General features: G+C 51.7%; 20 protein-coding genes and 1 pseudogene. 7 read left to right on the top strand and 14 right to left on the bottom strand.

Going from position 1 to position 24095, the window contains the following annotated elements; genetic code table 11:
• Positions 1–12: 12 nt before the first annotated feature.
• Positions 13–873, bottom strand: coding sequence for an acyltransferase (locus GFC06_RS03860; RefSeq protein WP_228522554.1), 861 nt, complete (start codon positions 871–873; stop codon positions 13–15).
• Between GFC06_RS03860 and GFC06_RS23320 the strand changes: the two genes are divergently transcribed.
• The 3 genes from GFC06_RS23320 (at position 767) to GFC06_RS23580 (ending at position 4318) form a co-directional block, all read left to right on the top strand.
• A complete protein-coding gene (locus tag GFC06_RS23320) occupies positions 767–1102 on the top strand; it encodes a hypothetical protein (protein WP_228522565.1) in 336 nt (111 codons plus the stop codon). The two genes, GFC06_RS03860 and GFC06_RS23320, sit on opposite strands and share 107 nt — an antisense overlap.
• A 215-nt stretch (positions 1103–1317) precedes the next feature.
• The gene (gene polA, locus GFC06_RS03855) at positions 1318–4104 is read left to right on the top strand and encodes a DNA polymerase I (RefSeq protein ID WP_153689851.1); all 2787 of its coding nucleotides are present in this window, start codon (positions 1318–1320) and stop codon (positions 4102–4104) included.
• 166 nt (positions 4105–4270) lie between these two features.
• Entirely contained in the window at positions 4271–4318 is a 48-nt protein-coding gene (locus GFC06_RS23580) for a spot 42 RNA, inhibition of DNA synthesis (protein ID WP_071892919.1), read from the top strand.
• A 119-nt stretch (positions 4319–4437) separates the two neighbouring features.
• Here the strand turns inward: GFC06_RS23580 and yihA are convergent, their stop codons facing one another.
• Positions 4438–5070 (bottom strand): ribosome biogenesis GTP-binding protein YihA/YsxC, encoded by a 633-nt coding sequence (gene yihA, locus GFC06_RS03850; RefSeq protein ID WP_005121851.1) that lies wholly within the window; start codon positions 5068–5070, stop codon positions 4438–4440.
• Between the two features lie 209 nt (positions 5071–5279).
• Between yihA and GFC06_RS03845 the strand changes: the two are divergent.
• The 3 genes and pseudogenes from GFC06_RS03845 (at position 5280) to hemN (ending at position 7705) form a co-directional block, all read left to right on the top strand.
• A pseudogene (locus GFC06_RS03845) lies at positions 5280–5528 on the top strand (hypothetical protein).
• 105 nt (positions 5529–5633) lie between these two features.
• Complete coding sequence (yihI, locus tag GFC06_RS03840) at positions 5634–6143, top strand: Der GTPase-activating protein YihI (protein WP_019077947.1); 510 nt, start codon at positions 5634–5636, stop codon at positions 6141–6143.
• Positions 6144–6331: 188 nt separating this feature from the next.
• Positions 6332–7705 carry an oxygen-independent coproporphyrinogen III oxidase gene (gene hemN / locus GFC06_RS03835; RefSeq protein WP_153689850.1) on the top strand — a complete coding sequence of 458 codons (1374 nt, stop codon included), beginning with the start codon at positions 6332–6334 and terminating at the stop codon, positions 7703–7705.
• An 87-nt stretch (positions 7706–7792) separates the two neighbouring features.
• Here hemN and GFC06_RS03830 read toward each other — a convergent pair whose 3' ends face one another.
• The 4 genes from GFC06_RS03830 to glnA all read right to left on the bottom strand — a co-directional run bounded on the left by GFC06_RS03830 (position 7793) and on the right by glnA (position 12099).
• Complete coding sequence (locus GFC06_RS03830; RefSeq protein ID WP_003028631.1) at positions 7793–7903, bottom strand: YshB family small membrane protein; 111 nt, start codon at positions 7901–7903, stop codon at positions 7793–7795.
• A gap of 112 nt (positions 7904–8015) precedes the next feature.
• Entirely contained in the window at positions 8016–9425 is a 1410-nt protein-coding gene (gene glnG / locus GFC06_RS03825; protein ID WP_047357802.1) for a nitrogen regulation protein NR(I), read from the bottom strand.
• Between the two features lie 11 nt (positions 9426–9436).
• The gene (gene glnL / locus GFC06_RS03820) at positions 9437–10486 is read right to left on the bottom strand and encodes a nitrogen regulation protein NR(II) (protein WP_016155163.1); all 1050 of its coding nucleotides are present in this window, start codon (positions 10484–10486) and stop codon (positions 9437–9439) included.
• A gap of 203 nt (positions 10487–10689) precedes the next feature.
• Complete coding sequence (gene glnA / locus GFC06_RS03815; RefSeq protein WP_003028638.1) at positions 10690–12099, bottom strand: glutamate--ammonia ligase; 1410 nt, start codon at positions 12097–12099, stop codon at positions 10690–10692.
• A gap of 380 nt (positions 12100–12479) precedes the next feature.
• On the opposite strand from glnA, the gene typA reads away from it, so the two are divergent.
• On the top strand, positions 12480–14303 hold the full coding sequence (typA, locus tag GFC06_RS03810; RefSeq protein ID WP_008786988.1) for a ribosome-dependent GTPase TypA: 1824 nt from the start codon (positions 12480–12482) through the stop codon (positions 14301–14303).
• A 67-nt stretch (positions 14304–14370) separates the two neighbouring features.
• Here the strand turns inward: typA and ompL are convergent, their stop codons facing one another.
• From ompL to yihU, 8 genes are all read right to left on the bottom strand, one after another.
• A complete protein-coding gene (gene ompL / locus GFC06_RS03805; RefSeq protein WP_019077945.1) occupies positions 14371–15063 on the bottom strand; it encodes a porin OmpL in 693 nt (230 codons plus the stop codon).
• Positions 15064–15129: 66 nt separating this feature from the next.
• Positions 15130–16551 (bottom strand): MFS transporter, encoded by a 1422-nt coding sequence (locus tag GFC06_RS03800; RefSeq protein ID WP_153689849.1) that lies wholly within the window; start codon positions 16549–16551, stop codon positions 15130–15132.
• A gap of 46 nt (positions 16552–16597) precedes the next feature.
• Positions 16598–17980 (bottom strand): MFS transporter, encoded by a 1383-nt coding sequence (locus tag GFC06_RS03795; RefSeq protein ID WP_016155166.1) that lies wholly within the window; start codon positions 17978–17980, stop codon positions 16598–16600.
• Between the two features lie 45 nt (positions 17981–18025).
• The gene (locus GFC06_RS03790; RefSeq protein ID WP_047497483.1) at positions 18026–20062 is read right to left on the bottom strand and encodes an alpha-glucosidase; all 2037 of its coding nucleotides are present in this window, start codon (positions 20060–20062) and stop codon (positions 18026–18028) included.
• 48 nt (positions 20063–20110) lie between these two features.
• Positions 20111–20953 carry an aldose-1-epimerase gene (locus GFC06_RS03785; RefSeq protein ID WP_047497486.1) on the bottom strand — a complete coding sequence of 281 codons (843 nt, stop codon included), beginning with the start codon at positions 20951–20953 and terminating at the stop codon, positions 20111–20113.
• An 18-nt stretch (positions 20954–20971) separates the two neighbouring features.
• Entirely contained in the window at positions 20972–22213 is a 1242-nt protein-coding gene (yihS, locus tag GFC06_RS03780; protein WP_153689848.1) for a sulfoquinovose isomerase, read from the bottom strand.
• Between the two features lie 12 nt (positions 22214–22225).
• A complete protein-coding gene (gene yihT, locus GFC06_RS03775; protein WP_016155170.1) occupies positions 22226–23101 on the bottom strand; it encodes a sulfofructosephosphate aldolase in 876 nt (291 codons plus the stop codon).
• Between the two features lie 19 nt (positions 23102–23120).
• Complete coding sequence (gene yihU, locus GFC06_RS03770; protein ID WP_153689847.1) at positions 23121–24011, bottom strand: sulfolactaldehyde 3-reductase; 891 nt, start codon at positions 24009–24011, stop codon at positions 23121–23123.
• Between the last annotated feature and the right edge of the window lie 84 nt (positions 24012–24095).

Raw genomic sequence — 24095 nt, 5'->3', positions numbered from 1 at the left:
AGCAAAAGCCGGTCACTTGTGCTGACCGGCTTTTTCATATGAGGCTTTAATCGCGTCGAGCTGCGCGTCTTTCTCACTCCACAGCGTATTAAGCCATAGCTGAAACCGACGCTTGAATCCCTTATCGTTCACGTAATCACCGTGCAACTCTTCATGAATTGGCTCCAGATTTACCCGCACGACAATACGCGTTAGCTTACCGCTCAGCATATCGTAGAACGGTCGGCTGCTGTTTTCCGGATAGCACAACGTGACGTTCAACATTTTATCGAACTGCGACCCCAGTACGTTCAATGCCATCGCAATACCGGCCGCCTTTGGAGGGAGCAAGTTTTGATAAGGAGAGCGGGTTTGCTCACATTTCTCTTTGGTAAAGCGTGAACCTTCGACAAAATTCACAATAGTTGTCGGGTGTACGCGAAACTTCTCGCAGGAACGACGCGTTGTTTCGACATCTTTACCGCGCCGTTCTGGATGACGGAGCAGGTAGCCTCGCGAATAGCGTTTCATAAACGGCATATCCAGCGCCCAGCAGGCCAGGCCAATAAAGGGCACCCAGGCCAGTTGTTGCTTGAGGAAATATTTATTCATTGGGATGTGCTTACGGAACAGAACGCAAAGCACAACGATGTCAGCCCAGCTGTAATGGTTACAAATGAGCAGATACCAGTTTTTCTTGCTAAGACCTTCCAGTCCCTCGACATCCCACTTCAGTCGCGGATTGAGGTGTAGCAGTAGCGCCAGACCTTCACACCAGCAGTACATCATGAAATTACAGAAGACAGAAACCTTGCGCCAGACAACGGGAACGGGCAAAAGGAGTTCTACAACTCCGGCAAGGATGATCGGCACAGAACAAAAAATCGTGACCAATATGGTCAATACGATACTCAGCAACAGCGTTATCGCAGCGAGTATTCTCGTCATAATTAAATTATTCAAAAGGTTAGCCATAGATAGTGCGCTAAAGAGGCGCAAGGGGCTGATTTTATCAGAAAACGAACCAAATGATGGATCTTCCCTGAATAGAAAAAAAGGGAATATCTATCCACATCAGGATATAAGCTGTATAAATGGAATAAAATGCTACGCATTTATTTAAACTTCTGAAATATATATATAAATAAAATGACGTGTTAATTTCATTGCTATATTTAAAGAGCTGAAAATTATTTATTCACAAAGTTATCCACAATCTTCTTTGCGAGCAAAGCAGAAGAACTACAAAAGTTTTTCGACAAATGCGGCGAAAAACTCATGTTTTCATCCTGTCTGTGGCATCCTTTACCCATAATCTGATAAACAGGCACGGACATTATGGTTCAGATCCCAGAAAACCCACTTATCCTTGTAGATGGCTCCTCTTACCTGTATCGCGCATACCATGCGTTCCCGCCGCTGACCAACAGTGCAGGAGAACCTACTGGCGCGATGTATGGTGTCCTCAACATGCTGCGTAGCTTGATTCTGCAATATCAGCCGACCCATGCTGCGGTGGTATTCGACGCTAAGGGTAAAACCTTCCGTGATGAGTTATTCGAACACTACAAGTCACACCGCCCACCCATGCCGGACGATCTGCGTGCGCAGATTGAGCCTCTGCATGCGATGGTAAAAGCGATGGGGTTGCCACTGCTGGCCGTTTCGGGCGTGGAAGCAGACGATGTCATTGGTACGCTGGCGCGGGAAGCAGAGAAGGTGGGTCGTCCGGTGCTGATTAGTACCGGTGATAAAGATATGGCTCAGTTGGTGACGCCGAATATCACCCTGATCAACACCATGACCAATACGATCCTCGGCCCGGATGAAGTGGTGAATAAATATGGTGTTCCACCAGAACTGATCATCGATTTCCTGGCGCTGATGGGGGATTCCTCAGATAACATCCCTGGCGTTCCTGGCGTAGGTGAAAAAACCGCGCAGGCTCTGCTGCAGGGGCTGGGTGGGCTGGATACCCTCTATGCTGAATCAGACAAAATCGCGGGGCTGACTTTCCGTGGTGCGAAAACTTTGGCGGGCAAACTTGAGCAGAATAAAGAGGTAGCGTACCTCTCTTATCAATTGGCTACCATCAAAACGGATGTTGAACTGGAGTTGACCTGCGAGCAGTTGGAAGTACGTCAGCCGGCAGCGGATGAACTACTTGGCCTGTTTAAACAGTACGAATTCAAGCGTTGGGTTACTGACGTTGAAGCGGGAAAATGGCTACAGGCGAAAGGAACGAAGCCGGCGGCAAAACCACAGGAAACTATCGCCGTCGATGAAACGCCTGAGGGGCCGGCCACGGTTCTCTCGTATGATAACTATGTGACAATTCTGGATGAAGCGACGCTGGAAGAGTGGATTGCGAAGCTGAAAAAAGCGCCTGTCTTTGCCTTCGATACAGAAACTGACAGCCTGGACAACATCTCTGCGAATCTGGTTGGCCTGTCTTTTGCCATTGAACCGGGTGTGGCTGCATATGTTCCTGTTGCCCACGATTACCTGGACGCCCCCGATCAGATCGCTCGCGACCGCGCGCTGGCATTGCTGAAGCCGCTGCTGGAAGATGAGAACGCGCATAAAGTCGGGCAAAACCTGAAGTATGATCGCGGTATCCTGGCGAACTATGGCATTGAACTGCGTGGCATCACCTTTGACACCATGCTCGAATCCTACATTCTTAACAGTGTCGCTGGCCGACACGATATGGACAGCCTCTCGGACCGCTGGCTGAAACATAAAACCATCACCTTTGAAGAGATCGCCGGAAAGGGCAAAAATCAGCTGACCTTTAACCAGATAGCGCTGGAAGAAGCCGGACGTTATGCTGCGGAAGACGCCGACGTTACGCTACAGCTCCATCTCAAAATGTGGCCAGAATTGCAGCAGCATAAAGGACCGTTGAACGTCTTTGAAAATATCGATATGCCGCTGGTTCCTGTTTTGTCTCGCGTTGAGCGCAACGGTGTGAAAATCGATCCGGCTGTTCTGCACAAACATTCAGAAGAGTTGACGCTGCGTTTGAACGAGCTGGAGCAAAAAGCGCACGAGATCGCCGGAGAAGCGTTTAACCTCTCTTCCACCAAGCAACTGCAAACTATCCTGTTTGAAAAGCAGGGTATTAAGCCGCTGAAGAAAACCCCTGGCGGCGCGCCATCAACGTCGGAAGAGGTACTGGAAGAGCTCGCGCTCGATTACCCATTGCCGAAAGTGATCCTGGAATATCGCGGCTTAGCAAAACTGAAGTCGACCTATACGGATAAGCTTCCGTTGATGATTAACAAGAAAACCGGGCGCGTGCACACCTCCTATCACCAGGCGGTGACCGCTACCGGGCGCTTATCATCCACGGATCCAAACCTGCAGAACATCCCGGTACGTAATGACGAAGGTCGTCGTATTCGTCAGGCGTTTATTGCGCCAGAAGACTACGTGATTGTCTCCGCCGACTACTCACAGATTGAACTGCGTATAATGGCGCATCTCTCGCGTGATAAAGGTCTGCTTACAGCGTTTGCCGAAGGGAAAGATATTCACCGCGCAACGGCTGCGGAAGTCTTCGGCTTACCGCTGGATTCCGTGACTGGTGAACAACGCCGCAGCGCGAAAGCCATCAACTTCGGTTTGATCTACGGGATGAGTGCCTTTGGTTTGGCGCGCCAGTTGAATATTCCGCGTAAAGAAGCACAGAAGTACATGGACCTCTACTTCGAACGCTACCCTGGCGTGCTGGAATATATGGAACGCACCCGTGCACAGGCAAAAGAGCAAGGTTATGTCGAAACGCTGGAAGGGCGTCGTCTCTATTTACCGGATATTAAATCCAGTAATGGCGCTCGTCGCGCTGGTGCAGAGCGCGCGGCAATTAACGCCCCGATGCAGGGTACTGCCGCAGACATTATCAAACGAGCCATGATTGCGGTGGACGGATGGCTGCAAACCGAGCAACCACGTGTGCGCATGATCATGCAGGTACACGATGAACTGGTGTTTGAAGTGCATAAAGATGACCTCGAAAGCGTCTCTAAAAAGATCCATCAACTGATGGAAAACGAGACCCAGATTGATGTGCCGTTGCTGGTGGAAGTCGGTAGTGGCGAAAACTGGGATCAGGCGCACTAAGGGTTTACTGAATAACGCCCCTTTTTCGTAACTAAGCAACATAAGATAGAACTTTTTGTGATGTCCATTAGAATTCCCTATGTAAGGAATGAAAAAAAATTACAAAAAGTGCTTTCTGAGCTGCTCAAAAAAGAGTAAAGTTATTCACGTAGGGTACAGAGGTAAGATGTTCTATCTTTCAGACCTTTTACTTCACGTAATCGGATTTGGCTGAATATTTTAGCCGCCCCAGTCAGTAATGACTGGGGCGTTTTTTATTGTGCGAAAGAAAAGTTTCGTACAGGCTGTAGGCCGGATAAGACGCGCAACGGCGCTATCCGGCATATCGGTGGGTTACTCCCCGTCCTGCATCTCTTCAATCGGCGCCAGTTCACTAAACCAGCTATCCAGCTTCTGCCGAAGTTTGTCCACGCCCAGTTTTTTCAGTGATGAAAATGCTTCTACCTGTACATCACCGTTAAATGCCAGTACGGCTTCACGTACCATATTCAACTGGGCTTTGCGCGCACCGCTGGCCAGCTTGTCTGCTTTAGTCAGCAGTACCAGAACCTGAACGTTGCTCTCAACCGCCCACAGGATCATCTGCTGGTCGAGGTCTTTTAGCGGGTGACGAATATCCATCAGTACCACCAGACCTTGCAGGCTCTGACGTTTTTCCAGATATTCAGCCAGCGCGCGCTGCCATTTGCGCTTCATCTCTTCCGGAACTTCGGCATAACCGTATCCTGGCAAATCGACCAGGCGTTTGCCGTCAACGACTTCAAACAAGTTGATGAGCTGAGTACGACCCGGCGTTTTAGATGTACGCGCCAGACTCTTTTGATTCGTCAGGGTATTTAGCGCACTGGATTTGCCTGCGTTGGAACGGCCAGCAAAAGCCACTTCGATACCGGTATCGGAAGGTAAGTGGCGAATATCAGGCGCACTCATCACAAAGTGCGTCTGTTGATAATTCAAGTTAGTCAAAGCAGTCCTCTCCATCAATCAGGGCTTTGCAGCGATTATACCTGAACCCCAGCAAAAGGCTGGTTTTTCGACGCGTAGGCTATGTAAGTAAAAACCTCGCACTTTGTGAGACATTGCCGATAGTTTCTATACGAGATGACAGAGTAAAAAATGACGTAACTAAAATAAATCATATAGTTAAGATAAGGCACTATTCTTAAAGTCCGAAATTGTTACCCAGGTTACTTGTACGTTTAAACCAAAGCGGTAAAGTAGCGCCCATAGCGAGGAAGCTGACAGGATAGTCGACTCAGGATGAGGGTCAGGAGCGCCAGGAGGCGAAGACACAGGATTGTCAGGGAGACAAACGTCTGGAGACGTTAGTAAAAGGAAATGGAAACAACACGGAATGTTTCAGGCTAAGGGAAAAACAGGGTGTGTTGATAGCCAACAAGGATTGTAGAGCCCGTAAGGGTTGAGAGTCAGGAAAAAAGGCGACAGATTACTCTGTCGCCTTTTTTCTTTATTTCTGCTAGATTCCGGCGCAATTATATACTGAATAAAACAGCCAAAGACGAATCATGATGAAACCAACTTCTACACCACGCGGTAAAGGTCCTGCAAAAGCGCGTCGTAAAACACGCGAAGAAATTAATCAGGAAGCTCGCGACCGTAAGCGCCAGAAAAAACACCGTGGTCATGCGGCGGGTAGCCGTGCGTCCGGTAGCGAAGGTGCATCTGGTGGCGGAAACCAAAATAAGCAAAAAGATCCTCGTATTGGCAGCAAAAACCCCATTCCATTGGGCGTGACCGAAAAAGTCACCAAACAGCACAAACCGAAGAGTGAGAAACCTATGCTTTCACCACAGGCTGAGTTGGATTTACTGGAAACGGATGAGCGCCTGGATGCGCTGCTGGAGCGTCTTGAAGCAGGAGAAACCCTGAGCGCGGAAGATCAGACCTGGGTTGATGCCAAGCTGGACCGCATCGATGAGCTGATGCAAAAGCTGGGTCTTTCTTACGATGACGAGGAAGAAGAGGAAGAGGAAGAAAAGCAGGAAGACATGATGCGTCTGCTGAAAGGCGGCAACTAACGGTTTTACACCGTGGGTCTTCCCGTCCTGCTTATAACCCTTCCGGTTATATGTTATCTGGTGTGGTTATTCGTTAAACTACAGCGGTTGTCGCGGCGACAGAAGTGGCTGCGCAACCGGCTTATCACCCGCACTGGGGTTAAGCCGGTACGCCGTACCCGCCAGAGACGCCATCGGAAGGAGTGAGCATGTCAGAGCAGTTAATAGACTGGGACCTGGCCCTGATCCAGAAATATAACTATTCCGGGCCACGATATACCTCGTACCCGACCGCGCTGGAGTTTTCTGAAGACTACGGCACAGAAGCATTTCTAAAGGCCGTGGCGCGTTATCCTGAGCGTCCGCTCTCGCTGTACGTTCACATCCCGTTCTGCCACAAACTGTGCTACTTCTGTGGCTGCAACAAGATTGTGACTCGCCAGCAGCATAAAGCAGATCAATATCTCGATGCCCTGGAACAAGAAATTATCCATCGCGCACCGCTGTTCGCCGGACGCCATGTCAGCCAGCTGCACTGGGGCGGCGGCACGCCAACGTATCTGAATAAAGCGCAAATCAGCCGTTTGATGTCACTGCTGCGTGGCAATTTCAACTTTAACGACGATGCCGAAATCTCGATCGAAGTGGATCCGCGTGAAATCGAGCTGGATGTCCTTGATCATTTACGCGCTGAAGGTTTTAACCGTTTGAGCATGGGAGTGCAGGACTTCAACAAAGAAGTTCAGCGCCTGGTGAACCGTGAGCAGGATGAAGAGTTTATCTTTAAGCTGCTGAATCATGCGCGGGAGATTGGCTTTACCTCAACGAATATCGATCTGATTTATGGCCTGCCAAAACAGACGCCAGAGAGCTTCGCCTTTACCCTGAAACGCGTGGCTGAGCTGAATCCAGACCGTCTGAGCGTCTTTAACTACGCGCACCTGCCGACGCTGTTTGCTGCCCAGCGCAAGATTAAAGATGCCGACCTGCCCAGCGCGCAGCAGAAGCTGGATATCCTGCAGGAGACCATCTCTTCACTGACCGAAACTGGCTATCAGTTCATTGGCATGGATCACTTTGCCCGCCCGGATGACGAACTGGCCATTGCTCAACGCGAGGGCGTTTTGCATCGCAATTTCCAGGGCTATACCACCCAGGGGGATACCGATCTGCTGGGGATGGGCGTATCGGCCATCAGTATGATTGGCGACAACTACGCGCAGAATCAGAAAGAGCTGAAGCACTATTACCAGCAGGTAGACGAGCAGGGGAATGCGCTGTGGCGCGGAATTGCCCTGACCCGCGACGACTGCATTCGTCGGGATGTTATTAAGCTCCTGATCTGCAATTTCCGCCTCGACTATGCCGCCGTGGAACAACAATGGGATCTGAACTTCGCTGACTATTTTGCCGAAGACCTGAAACTGCTGGCGCCGCTGGCGAAAGATGGGCTGGTGGATGTGGATGAGGAGGGGATTCAGGTTACGCCGAAGGGGCGTCTGCTGATTCGTAATATTTGCATGTGCTTCGATGCATATCTGCGCCAAAAAGCGCGTTTGCAGCAGTTCTCGCGCGTTATTTAGCCGGGTTGCCCGGTGGCGCTTCGCTTACCGGGCCTACGAAATCTCAATACGTAGGTCGGGTAAGCGAAGCGCCACCCGACAAACCCGCTAGCTGAACAGCCCAACCAGCGCCGCACACAGCACGGCGGCAACCGCAGTTTGTGGCGTATGGCTTTCAACCGCACCGCTCGATAGCAGATTTATCATTGATTCCAGCATGATGACTTCCCCCCGTTTGCCGGGCACGATCATACTTAACTCATCGGAACAGTAAAGCGCAAAATAGCAGCAATTTGCGCTCAATTATCAATCTTTACACAGTGACCGATCGTCACTCCATTCCGAGTTCTTTTAACTTTCGCGTCAAGGTATTACGGCCCCAACCGAGCAGCCGTGCCGCTTCCTGTTTATGCCCCTGGGTATGACGTAGCGCGGTGGTCAGCAGCGTGCGCTCCATCTCCGGTTGAGCCTCTGAAAGCAGGTTTTGATGACCGGAACGTAATGCCCGATCCGCCCACTGTGCCAACAGGGTTGCCCAGCTGTCTGGCTGCATATGGGACGGTGCGTCAGGCACGGTGGTTTCAAACAGTTCGGTCGGTAAGTCCTGAATGAGTACTTCCTGTCCGGCGGCCATTACGGTTAACCAGCGACAGGTATTCTCAAGCTGACGCACGTTTCCCGGCCATGACAGACGGGTGAGCGCCGCCTCGGTTTCAGTGTGTAATTGCTTGGCTTCTACTCCCAGTTCGCGGGCGGCCTCCTGCAGGAAATGACGCGCCAGGCGTGGGATATCTTCCCGACGTTCGCGCAGTGGCGGCAGATGCACCCGGATGACGTTCAGGCGATGGAATAAGTCCTCACGGAATTTGCCTTCCTGCACCCGCAGTTCCAGGTTCTGGTGCGTGGCGGCGATAATACGTACGTCCACCTTCACAGGCGCATAACCGCCAACGCGGTAAAACTGTCCATCGGCTAATACGCGCAATAAACGTGTCTGCACGTCCAGCGGCATATCGCCAATTTCATCGAGGAACAGCGTGCCGCCGTCTGCCTGTTCAAAGCGCCCCTGACGAATCGTATTCGCCCCGGTAAACGCCCCTTTTTCATGGCCAAACAGCTCAGACTCGATCAAATCTTTCGGAATAGCAGCCATGTTCAGCGCGATAAACGGTGCTTTGACGCGCGGACTATGACGGTGCAACGCATGGGCGACCAGCTCTTTACCGGTCCCGGACTCTCCGTTAATCAATACGCTGATTGAAGAACGGGACAGGCGACCAATAATGCGAAAGACGTCTTGCATTGCCGGTGCTTCGCCGATGATGTCGGTTGTTGGGCCGTTGATTTGAATATTACGCGGCTGCTGCTGTTCCTGATAATGGCTGATGGCGCGTTCGACCAGCGCCACGGCTTCATCAATATCAAAAGGTTTGGGCAGATAATCAAACGCCCCTTGCTGGTAGGCGCTGACGGCAGCATCCAGATCGGAGTGTGCGGTCATTATGATGACCGGAAGCATCGGATGCCGCTGTTTGATCTGTTTTAACAGCGTCAGGCCGTCCATGCCCGGCATACGGATATCCGACAGCAGTACGTCTGGCGTTTTGCTGGCCAGCGCGTCCAGTACCTCTTTACCACTCTCAAATGTAGTGCAGCTTAGTCCTGCCCCTGCGAGCGCACGTTCAAGCACCCAACGGATGGAACTATCGTCATCAACTACCCAGACTATTCCTCGTTGCATAAACGTCACCTTTATTTCCTGATAGGCAGGTAAACCGAGAACTCGGTATGACCCGGCCAACTGGTAAATTCAATTTTGCCGGAATGTTGATCAATCAAATTACGGGCGATGGATAATCCAAGGCCGGTACCGCCTTCGCGACCGCTGACCATTGGGTAGAACAGCGTGTCCTGCAAATGCGAGGGAATTCCCGGGCCGTTATCCTCAACATCAATCCGCGCCGCCAGACGATAACGCATACCGTGCAGCGTGAGCTGAAACGCGGTGCGGGTACGCAGAATAATCTCGCCGCCTTCCGGTCCCAGCGCCTGTAAAGCATTGCGCACGATGTTCAGCAAAACCTGCTCGATCTGGTCCGGGTCGTGCAGTAATTCAGGCAGACTCGGGTCGTAATCACGAATCAGCGTGACGTTTTCCGGCAGCTCCATCGAGACCAGCGCCACCACGCGCTCCGCCACTTTGTGGATACTTTCTGTGACGTGCATTCCCGGCTGTTGTGGTCCCAGTAGACGGTCGACCAGATTACGCAGGCGGTCGGCCTGCTCAATAATGACTTTGGTATATTCGGTCAGCGCCGGGTCCGGAAGCGCTTTACTGAGTAGTTGCGCCGCGCCGCGTAATCCACCCAGCGGATTTTTAATTTCGTGCGCCAGGCCGCGCACCAGATCGCGGGCAGCAATCTGCTGGGCGTGCTGGAGCTGTTCCTGGCTCAGACGGCGCTGGTTATCCATTGGCGCCATCTCCAGCAGGATAAGGCCATCAGGCAGCCTCTGAGCGGTCACAGAGAGGATGTGTGAGTGGCTATCTATCACCAGCGTCACTTCGTTATCCGTAAAGCCCTGGCCTGCTTCCAGGCTCTCTCGCATCAGCCCGATGTTTAAGGAGAAATAACTCAACAGATCGGGAAGTGGGGTACCAAACAGTTTGCGGGAGCTTTGGGCGAGCAGCTGTTGTGCCGCCGGGTTGGCGTAATGTACCGCCAGCTCATCGTCGACGAGTAAGATGCTGTTGATTAAAGAATTGAGGATCTGCCCAGCATCGGGCAGCGTGCCGGTTGCCATTCAGCAGTCTCCTGAAAAGTGTTGCACCAATTTAGTGCATTATAGCTTTTTACATCAAAAAAGCGCGAGGAAGCAGGTTGTTAGTGGAGAAAAAAGCCCATCCTGGGATGGGCTAAAAGTTCCACGGCAACTTAAAGACTCTATATTTTTCTTGCTACAGCCGCGTGGGTCGCAACAAGAAATCTACGGAGTATTGGTACTAATTAAACGCTGTAGTACAGCTCAAACTCTACCGGGTGCGGAGTCATACGCACGCGGTCATCTTCTTCGCGACGCAGCGTAATGTACGCATCGATCGCTTCATTGGTGAACACGCCGCCTGCAGTCAGGAACTCACGGTCCAGATCCAGTTCTTTCAGTGCTTCTTCCAGAGAACCAGCAACCTGTGGGATCTCTTTCGCTTCTTCCGGCGGCAGGTCGTACAGGTTTTTGTCCATGGCTTCGCCTGGGTGGATCTTGTTCTTAATACCGTCAAGGCCAGCCATCAGCAGTGCTGCGAAGCACAGGTACGGGTTAGCAGCCGGGTCCGGGAAACGCACTTCGATACGACGCGCTTTCGGAGAAGCCACTACCGGAATACGGATAGAAGCAGAACGGTTACGGGCAGAGTAAGCCAGCATTACCGGCGCTTCGTAGCCTGGGACCAGACGCTTGTAAGAGTTGGTGGTTGGGTTAGCCAGGGCGTTGATCGCTTTAGCGTGTTTGATTACGCCGCCGATGTAGAACAGCGCCTGCTCAGACAGACCCGCATATTTGTCGCCAGAGAACAGGTTTACGCCGTTCTTGGACAGGGACATGTGGCAGTGCATACCGGAACCGTTATCGCCAAACATAGGTTTTGGCATAAAGGTCGCGGTCTTACCGAAACGGTGAGCGACGTTGTGAACCACATATTTGTAGATCTGAATTTCGTCCGCTTTTTTGGTCATGGTGTTAAAGCGGGTCGCGATTTCGTTCTGACCTGCGGTCGCCACTTCGTGGTGATGCGCTTCAACAACCAGGCCCATTTCTTCCATGATCAGACACATGGTAGAACGGATGTCCTGAGAAGAATCTACCGGAGGAACTGGGAAGTAACCGCCTTTCACGCCAGGACGGTGACCTTTGTTACCACCTTCGTATTTGGTGGAAGAGTTCCATGCGCCTTCGATGTCATCGATAGCCACGTGGGAACCGGAAATGGACGCGCCGAAACGGATGTCGTCAAACAGGAAGAACTCTGGCTCAGGCCCGAACAGAACGGTGTCTGCGATGCCGGTAGAACGCAGATACTCTTCAGCGCGTTTAGCGATGGAGCGCGGGTCGCGGTCGTAGCCCTGCAGCGTACCTGGTTCCAGGATATCGCAACGGATGATCAGGGTGGACTCTTCATAGAACGGGTCGATGAGTGCAGTAGACGCATCTGGCATCAGAACCATGTCTGATTCGTTAATGCCTTTCCAGCCACCGATTGAGGAGCCGTCAAACATTTTGCCTTCTTCAAAGAATTCGGCATTTACCTGATGAGCAGGAATAGTGACGTGCTGTTCTTTACCTTTGGTATCAGTGAAGCGTAAATCAACAAACTTCACTTCGTGTTCGTTCAGCATCGTCAAAACGTGTTCAGCGGACATACTTACTCTCCCGGATTGGTCATGGTCGTCGTGGTAACGAAGTCTTCAATTCTGCAAAAAATTGGCCGTGTCGCCGTAAAAAATATAAAGCGAAATCTGTGCCAACTTTTAAATTGCCCCTAAAAGGCGTTATCATGCGCACTATCGTGCAAAGGGGCTGCACCATGAAGGTTGTATTGCACCATTATAGTGCTTTAATGTGAACATTAAGCACCATATTGGTGCAAAGCATGTCAGATTACCCCTTTTAACGCTCCGTGAATGTGATCACAAAGAAACTCTGCAATACTTGTTTGCGGAGGATGTTTGTGATCCTGTTTTGTACTGCGATTAATCCGTGTACAATAACGCGCTATTTCTAAAATGCCTGAGGCAAAGTTGTGATCGAAAATTTGCGTAACATCGCCATCATCGCGCACGTAGACCATGGTAAAACGACCCTGGTAGACAAGCTGCTCCAACAATCCGGTACGTTCGATGCACGTGCTGAAACCCAAGAGCGCGTGATGGACTCCAACGATTTGGAGAAAGAGCGTGGGATTACCATCCTCGCTAAAAACACCGCTATCAAATGGAATGACTACCGTATCAACATCGTTGATACCCCAGGGCACGCCGACTTCGGTGGTGAAGTTGAACGTGTAATGTCCATGGTCGACTCCGTGCTGCTGGTGGTGGATGCAATGGATGGTCCGATGCCGCAGACGCGCTTCGTGACCAAAAAAGCCTTTGCCCATGGCCTGAAGCCAATTGTTGTTATCAACAAAGTTGACCGCCCTGGCGCGCGTCCTGACTGGGTTGTTGATCAGGTATTTGACCTGTTCGTTAACCTCGACGCTACCGACGAGCAGCTGGACTTCCCGATCGTTTACGCTTCCGCGCTGAACGGTATCGCAGGTCTGGATCACGAAGATATGGCTGAAGACATGACTCCGCTGTATCAGACCATCGTTGATCGTGTTCCGGCTCCAAGCGTAGACCTTGATGGCCCGCTGCAGATGCAAATCTCTCAGCTGGACTACAACAACTACGTTGGCGTAATCGGCATCGGCCGTATCAAACGCGGTAAAGTTAAACCGAACCAGCAGATCACTATCATTGATAGCGAAGGCAAAACCCGTAACGGTAAAGTCGGTAAAGTTCTGACCCATCTGGGTCTGGAACGTATCGAGAGTGATATTGCCGAAGCGGGCGATATCATCGCGATCACCGGTTTAGGCGAACTGAACATCTCCGACACCATCTGCGACCCGCAGAACGTCGAAGCGCTGCCGGCTCTGTCCGTTGATGAACCGACCGTAACCATGTTCTTCTGCGTAAACACCTCCCCGTTCTGTGGTAAAGAAGGTAAATATGTTACCTCTCGTCAGATCCTTGACCGCCTGAACAAAGAGCTGGTGCACAACGTTGCGCTGCGCGTCGAAGAAACCGAAGATGCGGATGCGTTCCGTGTATCCGGTCGTGGTGAGCTGCACCTGTCTGTTCTGATCGAGAACATGCGTCGTGAAGGTTTCGAAATGGCGGTTTCCCGTCCGAAAGTAATCTTCCGCGAAATCGACGGCCGTAAACAAGAGCCGTTCGAAAACGTAACGCTGGACGTAGAAGAGCAGCATCAGGGTTCTGTCATGCAGGCTCTGGGTGAGCGTAAAGGCGACCTGAAAAACATGAATCCAGATGGCAAAGGCCGCGTACGTCTTGACTACGTGATCCCAAGCCGTGGTCTGATCGGCTTCCGTTCAGAATTCATGACCATGACTTCCGGTACCGGTCTGCTGTACTCCACCTTCAGCCACTACGACGATGTTCGTGCGGGTGATGTGGGTCAGCGTCAGAACGGCGTACTGATCTCCAATGGCCAGGGTAAAGCAGTTGCGTTCGCACTGTTCAGCCTGCAGGACCGCGGTAAGCTGTTCCTGGGTCACGGTGCTGAAGTTTACGAAGGCCAGATCATCGGTATTCACAGCCGCTCTAACGACCTGACTGTAAACTGCCTGACCGGTAAGAAACTGACTAACATGCGTGCGTCCGGTACTGACGAAGCAACGGTTCTGGTTCCGCCGGTTAAGATGACTCTGGAGCAGGCTCTGGAATTCATCGATGACGACGAACTGGTAGAAGTTACCCCAACCTCTATCCGTATCCGTAAGCGTCACCTGACTGAAAACGATCGTCGCCGTGCAATGCGTGGCGCGAAAGAAGAGTAATTAACGCTCTTTCTCAGGTAAGCATAAAAAAGCCGCTGATTTCAGCGGCTTTTTTTATCATCAGGAATTAGAAGAAATACTTTGCCCCAACACGAATCTGGTTTTGTTCGCGATGATAGGGTTCAACATTGCGATCTAACCAGCGTAATTCAAGGTAGGGTAACCAGTGCTCATTGATACGATACTTAAAGGTATTGGTAATTTCCCAGTGATGATCTTTTCCGTTGCTGCTATTGAAGTCATTGACTCGCATAAAATAGTGCGGTTCAAAGGTATAGGAAAATTTATCGGTAATGGTAAAGTTCCAGTAGTTGCCTATTTCATAGGTATCATTATTATCCAGCTCACCGTTTAGGTCGGTTGAACTGTAGTTATTATGGTTATATCGATTACGCACGGTAAGATTAAACCACGGAGTAAATTTATAGTTAACATCCAGATAAACAGCACCACCTGAGCCAATACTCTTATCGTTTATTAACCCTCCAGGCTGGATTGTTAATTTATCTGTCGGTTTAAATAACGGGTACCAACCCTCTATTTCGTTATAGCCGTGTTTTAACTCATCCTTGCGCTGCATAGTGTAGGTATTCGTGAGCATGATACCTGCGCCCATATCGGAGTTATAGCCAACACGCAGCATGACCTCCATTTGGTCGGAGGCCAGGTTATATGCTTCGCGGTTTTCTACATAGGCTCCAGCGAAAGCAGAGGTTGATACCACAGAGGATAAGAGAATTATTGTCGTTAATTTTTTCATGATAAATCCATTTTTTACGCGTAGGGAGGCCGCCATCCATTGGGATGGAATAGGCGGCAATTATTTTTATACGTTTACAGCAGAGGTGTTCTTTTTATTAGTAATAGGGTCCGGTTGGATGTTGTTTTTCTTCCGTTGGCTGATTTCCTCAATAATAAAAGCAAAACGAGTTTCGTTGAGCTTATAAAAGAAGCCCATCGTGAGTGCTGCAATAATTGCAAGTCCGCAAGGCCAGAGGAAAATAAGCTGACGTAAACCGAGCAGTGTGGCATCACTCTGGACTATGTTGGGGATATAACCGATTTGCGTCAGCATGATGCCCGGTAGGAAGCCTGCGAGCGCAGCAGAAATTTTGCGAGAAAAGGTATAACCCGTATACACCGAACCTTCTGCACGGATCCCCGTTTTCCATTCGCCATAATCGACCGTATCCGGAACCAGTGCCCAGTTTAGACTGTTAACAAAAGCGGTTCCGAAGAAGGCCATGCAAGAGAACGTGACGAATAAAAATGACGTACTGCCCCAGAAAAAGTTCAGCACATCACCGATAGCCCATAGCGCCAGGCCACCGAGGTAAACCTGCTTTTTACCGAAGCGTTTTACAGCTGTGGGAACCAGCAGTACCCCAACCAGAATGCATCCCATGCTGAAGAAACCCATCCACGACAGCAGATGAATATCGTTGAGCACGTACTGGGTGTAATACACCTGGATCGCCAGCTTGATGTTGAATGCCGCCAACGTGCACAGATTGGCGACACACAGCACCAGCAGTGGAGGGTTACGGAAAATGGCGCAGAACGACTTGAGAATGCTGGGCTTATGGTGATCCGGCACGATTTCGATATAGCATTCCTTCACACCGCTAAAGCACCACCACATGCTGAACAGTCCGCAGACGGAGAAGATCAGTGCGGCAATCAGATAACCCAGCGAAGGTGAACTAACAAATAGCGCCTGAATAGGCATAAAGCCAACAGTACACAGTAACAGGCCTACGGTAGCGCCGCCCTGACGCCAGGCGGCGAGCTGAGCTCGTTCATGCGGGTTTTTCGTGATCGCGGGCACCATCGCGCCGTAGGAGCAGTTCATCAGGCTATAGAACAGCCCGAACAGCATAAACAACACTGTCGCCAGCCCGGTTTTCACCGTTAGCGTAAAATCTGTCGCTAAAAACTGCGCGCTGGCAACGACAGCAACAGGAAATGATGCATACAAAATAAAGGGCCTGAATTTCCCTTTTGCGCCAATATTACGCCTTGAGTCCAGCAACACACCGGTCAACATATCAGTGAAAGCGGTGAAGAACTTCGCCACCAAAAAGATAATCCCACCGTAATACGCCGGCATCCCTAGTTCATCGGTATAAAATTTAAGCAGATACAGCGTGCCGATACACAGCATCAAATTTGAGCCGAAGTCACCCACTCCGTAGGCGAATTTTTCACGCAGGCTCAGTTTTAGCGTTAGCGGATCATGAAAAGACATAATCGCTCCTCAATAGCGCCCCGTAGAGCGCTATTCATTATTATTATCAAACGGGTTGTTTACGCGCTTCTATCTCTTCAACGATGCGGACATACATCTTCTCGTTAAGGTTATAGAAACAGCCCATAGCTACAATGGTGATCACCGCCAAGGCGCAGGGATAAATAAAGATCAACTGACGCAATCCTTCGACCGTACTTGCAGATTGCACCACATTGGGGACGTAGCCGATTTGCGTCAGCATCCATCCCGGGAAGAATCCTGCCAGCGCTTGTGACACTTTACGGAAGAAGGTGAAACCGGTGTATACCGTACCTTCAGAGCGTACGCCGGTACGCCATTCGCCATATTCCACGGTATCGGAGACCAGCGCCCAGTTCAGGCTGTTGACGAATGCCGAGCCGAAGAACGCCAGACAAGAGAACGCGACAAAACTGACGGAGCCGCCGCCAAAGAAGTAGTTAAGCAGATCGCCCGCCACCCAAATCAGCAAACCGCCGATGTAGACTTTTTTCTTGCCGAAACGTCTGACCATGCCAGGCATCAAGAAGACGCCGATGAAGATACAACCCATGCTAAAAAAGCCCATCCAGGAAAGGAGGATCGGGTCATTAAGAACGTACTGGGTGTAGTAGACCTGAATCGCCAGCTTGACGTTAAACGCGCCAAGCGTGCAAAGGTTGGCAATGCACAGAATAAACAGCGGGCGGTTACCGGCGATGGCGCGAAAGGATTGCAGCAATCCCGGTTTTTGCGCGGCATCAACGGGTTTCACTTCCACGTAACGTTCTTTTACCCCGGCATAGCAGAGCCACATAAACAGCAGGCCAAACAGAGAAAACAACGTGGCGGCGAAGATATAACCCAGCTGCGAGTTGCCTTCGATTAGGTTCATTACGGGAACAAAACCGACGGTACACAGCAACAGACCAAGGGTTGCGCCACCTTGCCGCCAGGCGGCAAGCGACGCGCGTTCGTCAGGATTTTTCGTAATCGCGGGAACCATCGCACCATAAGAGCAGTTCATCATGCTGAAAAACAATCCGTACAGCATAAACAGCACCGTTGCCATGACCGTTTTACCGGTTACTTCAAACGGTGTACCGACAAAGTTTGCAATCGCCAGCAAGGTAACCGGAAATGCGGCATAAAGAACGAACGGACGGAATTTTCCCTTCGGGCCGATTTTGCGGCGGGAATCAAGCATAATCCCGGTGCCCATATCGGTAAACGCGGTAAAAAACTTGGCGATGAGGAAAATGATACCGCCATAAGTTCCTGGTAAACCAAGGACATCGGTATAAAACTTGAGTAAATAGAGCGTACCAATATCCAGCAGGATATTGGAGCCTAAATCACCCATCCCATAGGCGAGTTTTTCTTTGAACGGCAAGCGTAGGGTTGCCGGATTAGAGGAAGTCTGACTCATTATTATTCTCCATGTGCCCGCGAGTTTCCCCGCGGGCGAGCCGCATTAGATGTTGCGTAAAGTGGCAAACAGTGACGCCCATTCACTCTTCGCGCGATAAAACACCGGAGGCTTGCCAATAGGCGCATCCACGGTAATTTCACCGCCCTGGTAAGTTTCCCCGGTCCAGATGTTGACCCAGCTATCCTCCGGCAGATACAGAGTCCAGTTTTGCTGGCCTTGTTCGTGAACCGGCGCAACCAACACATCCTGTCCCAGCAGGTACTGATATTTCAGGGTGTAGGTCCGCGCATCGTCTTCGTAATGTAGGAATAGCGGACGCATCACCGGCAGACCGGTGGCGCTGTTTTGCGCGACCGCCTGTTTCAGATACGGTTTAAGGGTGGTAAAGACGGTGGTCATACGAGCAAAGTGGGCGATGGTTTCAGCATCACCATCAAACTGCCAGTTATCGCCAGGGCGGTTACCTTCGTGGGTGCGCATCATCGGCGTGAAGGCGCTAAAGTCACACCAGCGCAGCAGCAGCTCTTTGCTGCGTTTCATTTCAAATAGGGTGGTGTAGCCGCCGATATCGCTGTGGTGCAGACCATGACCGCTCATCGCCAGTGACAGCGCTGCAGGAACGACGGAAGCCAGACCGTCGTCAAGGCTCCAGTCAACGTTCTGATCGCCTGCCCACATCATGGTGGAGTATTTCTGGCTGCCGGTGTAACCCGCACGCATAAAGAACAGGATCTCGCCGAGCTTGCCAGTCTCCTGTAACGCTTCGTAGTTACATTTCGCCCACAGCGCAGGCCAGGCGTTATGCATAATTTCAGCGCTAATGCCATTGTGCAGGTAAGTGTCGGTTGGCAGGTATTCGCCAAAGTCGGCCATCCAACCGCCGCATCCCAGCTCAATCATGTTCTTTTTGATGACTTCTTTGAACCAGGCGTAGGCTTCAGGGTTGGTCAGGTCCACCACGCCGCCGTAAAACTCGCCAAACTCAACCAGATAGTCAGCGCCAGAGGCATCTTTCGCCAGATAACCGTGCGCAGCCGCTTCGGCGCAGAGATCTTTATCGCTGGCGACGTACGGGTTGATGTAGGAGAGGAATTGCACACCTTCTTCTTTCCACTGCTTAATACGGCTATCCAACTGAGGATAGTTGTCGCTGTTCCACTTCCAGTTCCACATCACGCGTTTGCCAAAGGAGGTCATGCGGATCCCGGACCAGTCCTGCGCCCAGATGCCGTTTACTTTCACGCCTGCGTTACGCATGGTGTCCAGTTTGTTCTGGCAAACCTCAGTACCGCCTTGAATACCGAGCGTGACGCCATCGTAGATCCAGTCCGGCAGCTCCGGCTGGCGTCCTAACAGCGCGGTCAGTTTTTCCAGTAAAGAGATGTAGGTGTCAGCGCATTCAAATCGTAGGGTGGTTTTGTCCTCCCACAATGCCAGTTCGTGATACTCCGGCGCGCTGAAGTCGAAATTCATATAGCAGCTGTTATCAACGTGGCAGTAGTACTTCTGCGTGCTGACGAAGGTCGGCTGCGGGAAAAAGGTCCAGTAGTAGTCACCACCGGCATTTTCTTTGCAGTCTGCCTGCCAGGTGACATAGCTATTTTTGTTACGGCCCACGCCCTGTTCGCTGGTCCACAGTGGGAACGGCTTACCGCGTAAGTCGAAATAAGAGAACTGTTCACCGCAGCCGTAAATATGATCGTCCGGGTTGGCAGCCAGACGCAGCCAGACGCGGTTATGGCTGAGGTCATCGTTGTGCAGATCCAGCTTCAGGCGACCCTGTTCATCGGTGGAGATGTGCAGCGTGGCGTTGATGGTGTTACCGCGACTGAAATGCACCTGCCAGCCGTCAGGCGACTCGTTGACCGTGGCGTCGGTCAGGGCAATCTTCTCATTGAGTTTGTCTTTAATGCTGAAGTTGCCGCGGAACATATCAATATCGGCAACGCCAGCGCCGATCCACAGGCAGGGGGTTTCTGTGCTGTGACGTAAAATCAGGCGCTGGTGGTATGTCAGCGTAAAGCCATTCTGTAACGTCGTTAGTTCTAAAGCGGTTGACCGTTGTTGTAGCGAATTCATTATCGTCTCCGTAAAAATAGGGTAATTCGGTAATTTGTCGGAAAACTGTTATTCACTGCCGATTAAAAAATGCATCTGATGCGCTTCTCCGGGCGCGAGATGAATCAGGCTAATTCCGGAGTTAAAGGCGTCTGGCGGGCAGGTCATCGGTTCAACTGCCAGGCCGCGCCTTGCTAATTTCTCGCCGGTATATATCTGCAGCCAGGGCTGGTGGCTGCGTAAAAAGGTGGACATGTTTTGCGATTGACTGGTTATCCTGACTTCCCACTCTGCATCAGGTGGCAACGTCCTGAACGTATGATCGATAGTGGTCTGCGCAATGAGTCGCGGCGTGGTGAAATCCCGTTCACCACATGTTTCTTCACTCGCCGGAAGCGTTAATTCACAGCCATCGATGGGGTGTAGATTGCAGGTCAAGTAAGGATGTGCTCCCGCACCATACGGTGCGATTTCATCTCCCACATTCTGTGTACGAATAAACACGTGCAATCCACAGTCTGCCCCGAGTCGGTAAATCACCTCTGAAACCAGCGCAAAGGGATAACCATAAGAGGGCGGCAGAAAAATCATCAGCGACACTTCCGATGCCGACTGCTGGTTAATCTGCCAGTCCCGCCAGGCCAACAGCCCATGAATGGCGGTATGCGAAATAGGGTCGTTAACGGCAAGCTGGAAGGTCTTGCCGTTATGTTGATAGCAGCCGTCTGCAACGCGGTTTGGCCATGGGACTAACACTTTTCCTAAATGCGCCTGCGGCATCTCTTCCGGCTTATGTGGAATAACGATGTGACGCCCACGATGCATCAATTCTGCTAGCCCAGCGCCAACCGTGACGATTTTCGCCTGGTAGTGTCCGGCCTGAAGATGAATGGTTTTTCCACCACTATGCATGGCTGCTATCCTTGTGACTTATTTGGCGTTGATATCCAGAAGACCGGCAGCAACCGCCGGAGCAAGGCCCGGAGCCAGCGGTAGACGCGGGATTACCAGGCAGTGCAGCAGGTGATAAATGTCCTGCTTACCGTCCCAGACTTTGGTGGTCACTTTGTTATCGGTGTCCAACTCCTGCCACCATGAACCGGTCTCGTAGTCCATCAGATAGGTGATGCAGTAATCCCACCACTTCTGGTACCAGGCTTCGTACTGGCTGTCGCCGGTGAGGGTATACAAGGCATAGGCGGTACCCATGGCTTCGACTATCGGCCAACGCACTCTTTCGCGAACGATTGGTTTACCGTCCCAGTCCACCGAATAGACAAAACCATCCGCACCGTCCGGTGCCCAGGCATCACGGATGGTGGCGTGGAACAAGCCTTTGGCATCTTCCAGCAGCCAGGCGGGAGGCGTTTCGAAGCGGGCTTCCAACGCGGCATGCAGATGCAGCATCAGACGGCCCCATTCGATCCAGTGGCCCGGCGTGCCGCCGTATGCGCGGAAACGGTGAGCAGGGTTATCCTTGTTGTAATCGCGGATTGGGTTCCACTGTGAATCGAAGTGCTCGTTGACGCGATACTCCCCGCTGCGGGCCACGTCGTGAATAATCACCGAAGCAATTCGCAGTGCGCGATCGAGCCATTTACGGTCATGGGTAACGTCATAAACGATCAGGAAAGCCTCGACCGCGTGCATGTTGGCGTTACCGCCACGGTAATCTTCCGTCTGGCTGAAGGCTTCGTCCCAGGACTCCAGGCACATCTGCTCGTCTTCGCTCCAGAAGTACTTTTCAATCACCTCGATGGCATCATCCAACAATTGTCTGGCCTGTGGATGACCGGTAGTGACCGCGCTTGCCGCGCCGAGCAAGACGAAGAAATGCTGATAACCCTGCTTGGAGGCGTCCATCACGCCTTCGTCATTTACGCAGGCGTACCAACCGCCGTAGCGTGTGTCGCGTAGCGCACCGTTCAGCGCTTTAATGCCGTGATCGACCAGTTGGTATGTGCCAGGCCGACCCATTGACGCGGCAACGGAGTAAACGTGCAGCATGCGGGCGGTGATCCACAGATGTGTCCCCATATCTGCTCTGACCTGACCACTGTTTCCCAGCCAGCCAAATCCGGTAGGTACCGCAGCGTTCTTACCAAAGTTAAAGATGCGATCTGTTTCCTGCTCCAGCCAGCGGTTGTGGCTTAGGGTGTTAAACCATTTCATTCTGAGATCCTCTTAGCGCCGGGCCATCATTTCATCGACGATATCGCCCAGACGCTGCAACTTAGGTGCGGAAACATCACGCAGCATCAGTTCGGTATCCGGCAGGCCAACCACGGATGACCAGACCGCACGTCCGGCCAGGAAGCCGGATGCGCCAGCGGTCATTGCTACGCTGACCGCGCGTGGGAACAGTTTTTCATCCACACCGGAGGAGAGAATGACCCACGGCATGTTGATGTTTTCATTCAGGCGCTGAGAGGCGCTAAGCAGCTCTTGTTGGGTTCCTTTGCCGTACAGAGGCATTTCGACCTTGTAGAGATCGGCACCGCTATCACCCAGTTCTTTCGCGGCATCGATAATGGCTTGTTCACGATCGAACTTATCGCCACGACGTGGTGGGCGAACAACCGGCTCGATGATGCTCAGCAGGCCATTGGAATGGCACAGTTCATTGAATTCTCCCACCATATCAAGACGTTGTTGGGCATCTTCATCGCTACGCCACAGCACCAGCAGTTTGAGGGCCTTGGCACCATCTTGCTTCACGGTCTGCGGGTCGATTTTTTTATCAATCACCACGCTATCGACCGGAATACCGTTACCCGGAATGAACTCATCAGCGGCCACAATCATGGCGCAGTTTTTGGCGACCGCGTTTTGCTCTACAACCTGGCGGTAGCAGAACTGCTGATCGACCAGAATGGCGGAGGCATAGGGGGAAAGGATCTTCGCCGCATTGACTTTGAAATCGGTCAGCACGCTGTCATTGACCGGGGATTTTGCACCCGCGGCGGCAAACATTAAGCGCATGGCTTCGCGCTGATCGACCGCCAGCATGGCAAACCCGCCGGAAGCTCGGGTGATATCTTTCAGGGTGTACTTGGTCATTGTTCAGTCCTTTTACTTATCAAAGTTGGGAATTCAGTCCGGCAGATGTCCGAACCTGCTCGAGTATTGCGGTCCAGTCTTCCCGGCCACGACCAGCGGCGCGTGCCTGGTTATAGACTTCGCGGGAAGCGGCGCCGAGCGGCATCGGCACGTGCAATTGGTTGGCAACGTCCAGGGCGATGCCAAGATCCTTGTGAGCTAAATCGATCATGAAAGCCGGGGAAAGATCGCCTTTCAGCACTTTGTTCGGCCAGGAGGTAGTAAAGTGGCCTTTTCCGGCGGGGGTGCCGCTCATGACTTGCAAAGCCACATCGAAGGAGAGACCAAGTGCCTCGCACAACACGGCGGCTTCGGCAGAGAGGGCGTTTAGCGCGATACTCATGTAGTTGTTGATGAGCTTCACGCGGATCCCCATGCCGGGACCACCTGCATTGATCAATTCATTACCCATCGCCATCAGAACCGGTGTGGCGCGTTCTACCTGCTGTGCCGTTCCACCTGCCAGCAGCAACAGCGTTCCCGCTATGGCGTGATCGGAGGTGCGTCCAACCGGGCAATCCATCATATCGAAGCCTTTGGCACGCATATCGGCGATGAGTTTATCGGTTTGCAGTGGGTGAATAGTCGACATATCAATTACTAACGCCTGCGGGGAGAGGCTTTCGCAAATACCCTGCTCGCCGAACAATACGCTGCGCACCAGATCGCCGTTTGGCAGCATGGTGATGACAAATTCTGCACCTTGTGCTGCCTGAGCTGGGCTACTGGCAGGCTGTGCTCCTTTTTCCACCAGGCGCTGAACGGCATCCGGGTTAACGTCAAAGACGCTGAGTTGATGACCCTGCTTCAGCAAGTTGCTCGCCATGGGTGAACCCATCTGACCTAATCCGATAAATGCTATAACTGCCATAACGTTCTCCTGAGACGTGGATGTCATTTTTTGTCATTTAAGGTCGTTTGTTTCTGTCTGTTTTTGATCGTATTTGTAATTTAT

This window comes from Citrobacter braakii, from assembly GCF_009648935.1.
GTDB classification, from domain to species: Bacteria; Pseudomonadota; Gammaproteobacteria; order Enterobacterales; family Enterobacteriaceae; genus Citrobacter; species Citrobacter braakii.
Note: the sequence above shows the minus strand (reverse complement) of the source record. Positions and strands in the feature narration are given on the sequence as shown.

Coding starts and splice junctions, on each gene's coding strand:
- GFC06_RS23320 (WP_228522565.1), top strand. CDS start 767: ATGAAATTACAGAAGACAGAAACCTTGCGCCAGACAACGGGAACGGGC.
- polA (WP_153689851.1), top strand. CDS start 1,318: ATGGTTCAGATCCCAGAAAACCCACTTATCCTTGTAGATGGCTCCTCT.
- yihI (WP_019077947.1), top strand. CDS start 5,634: ATGAAACCAACTTCTACACCACGCGGTAAAGGTCCTGCAAAAGCGCGT.
- hemN (WP_153689850.1), top strand. CDS start 6,332: ATGTCAGAGCAGTTAATAGACTGGGACCTGGCCCTGATCCAGAAATAT.
- GFC06_RS03830 (WP_003028631.1), bottom strand. CDS start 7,903: ATGCTGGAATCAATGATAAATCTGCTATCGAGCGGTGCGGTTGAAAGC.
- glnG (WP_047357802.1), bottom strand. CDS start 9,425: ATGCAACGAGGAATAGTCTGGGTAGTTGATGACGATAGTTCCATCCGT.
- glnL (WP_016155163.1), bottom strand. CDS start 10,486: ATGGCAACCGGCACGCTGCCCGATGCTGGGCAGATCCTCAATTCTTTA.
- glnA (WP_003028638.1), bottom strand. CDS start 12,099: ATGTCCGCTGAACACGTTTTGACGATGCTGAACGAACACGAAGTGAAG.
- ompL (WP_019077945.1), bottom strand. CDS start 15,063: ATGAAAAAATTAACGACAATAATTCTCTTATCCTCTGTGGTATCAACC.
- GFC06_RS03800 (WP_153689849.1), bottom strand. CDS start 16,551: ATGTCTTTTCATGATCCGCTAACGCTAAAACTGAGCCTGCGTGAAAAA.
- GFC06_RS03795 (WP_016155166.1), bottom strand. CDS start 17,980: ATGAGTCAGACTTCCTCTAATCCGGCAACCCTACGCTTGCCGTTCAAA.
- GFC06_RS03790 (WP_047497483.1), bottom strand. CDS start 20,062: ATGAATTCGCTACAACAACGGTCAACCGCTTTAGAACTAACGACGTTA.
- GFC06_RS03785 (WP_047497486.1), bottom strand. CDS start 20,953: ATGCATAGTGGTGGAAAAACCATTCATCTTCAGGCCGGACACTACCAG.
- yihS (WP_153689848.1), bottom strand. CDS start 22,213: ATGAAATGGTTTAACACCCTAAGCCACAACCGCTGGCTGGAGCAGGAA.
- yihT (WP_016155170.1), bottom strand. CDS start 23,101: ATGACCAAGTACACCCTGAAAGATATCACCCGAGCTTCCGGCGGGTTT.
- yihU (WP_153689847.1), bottom strand. CDS start 24,011: ATGGCAGTTATAGCATTTATCGGATTAGGTCAGATGGGTTCACCCATG.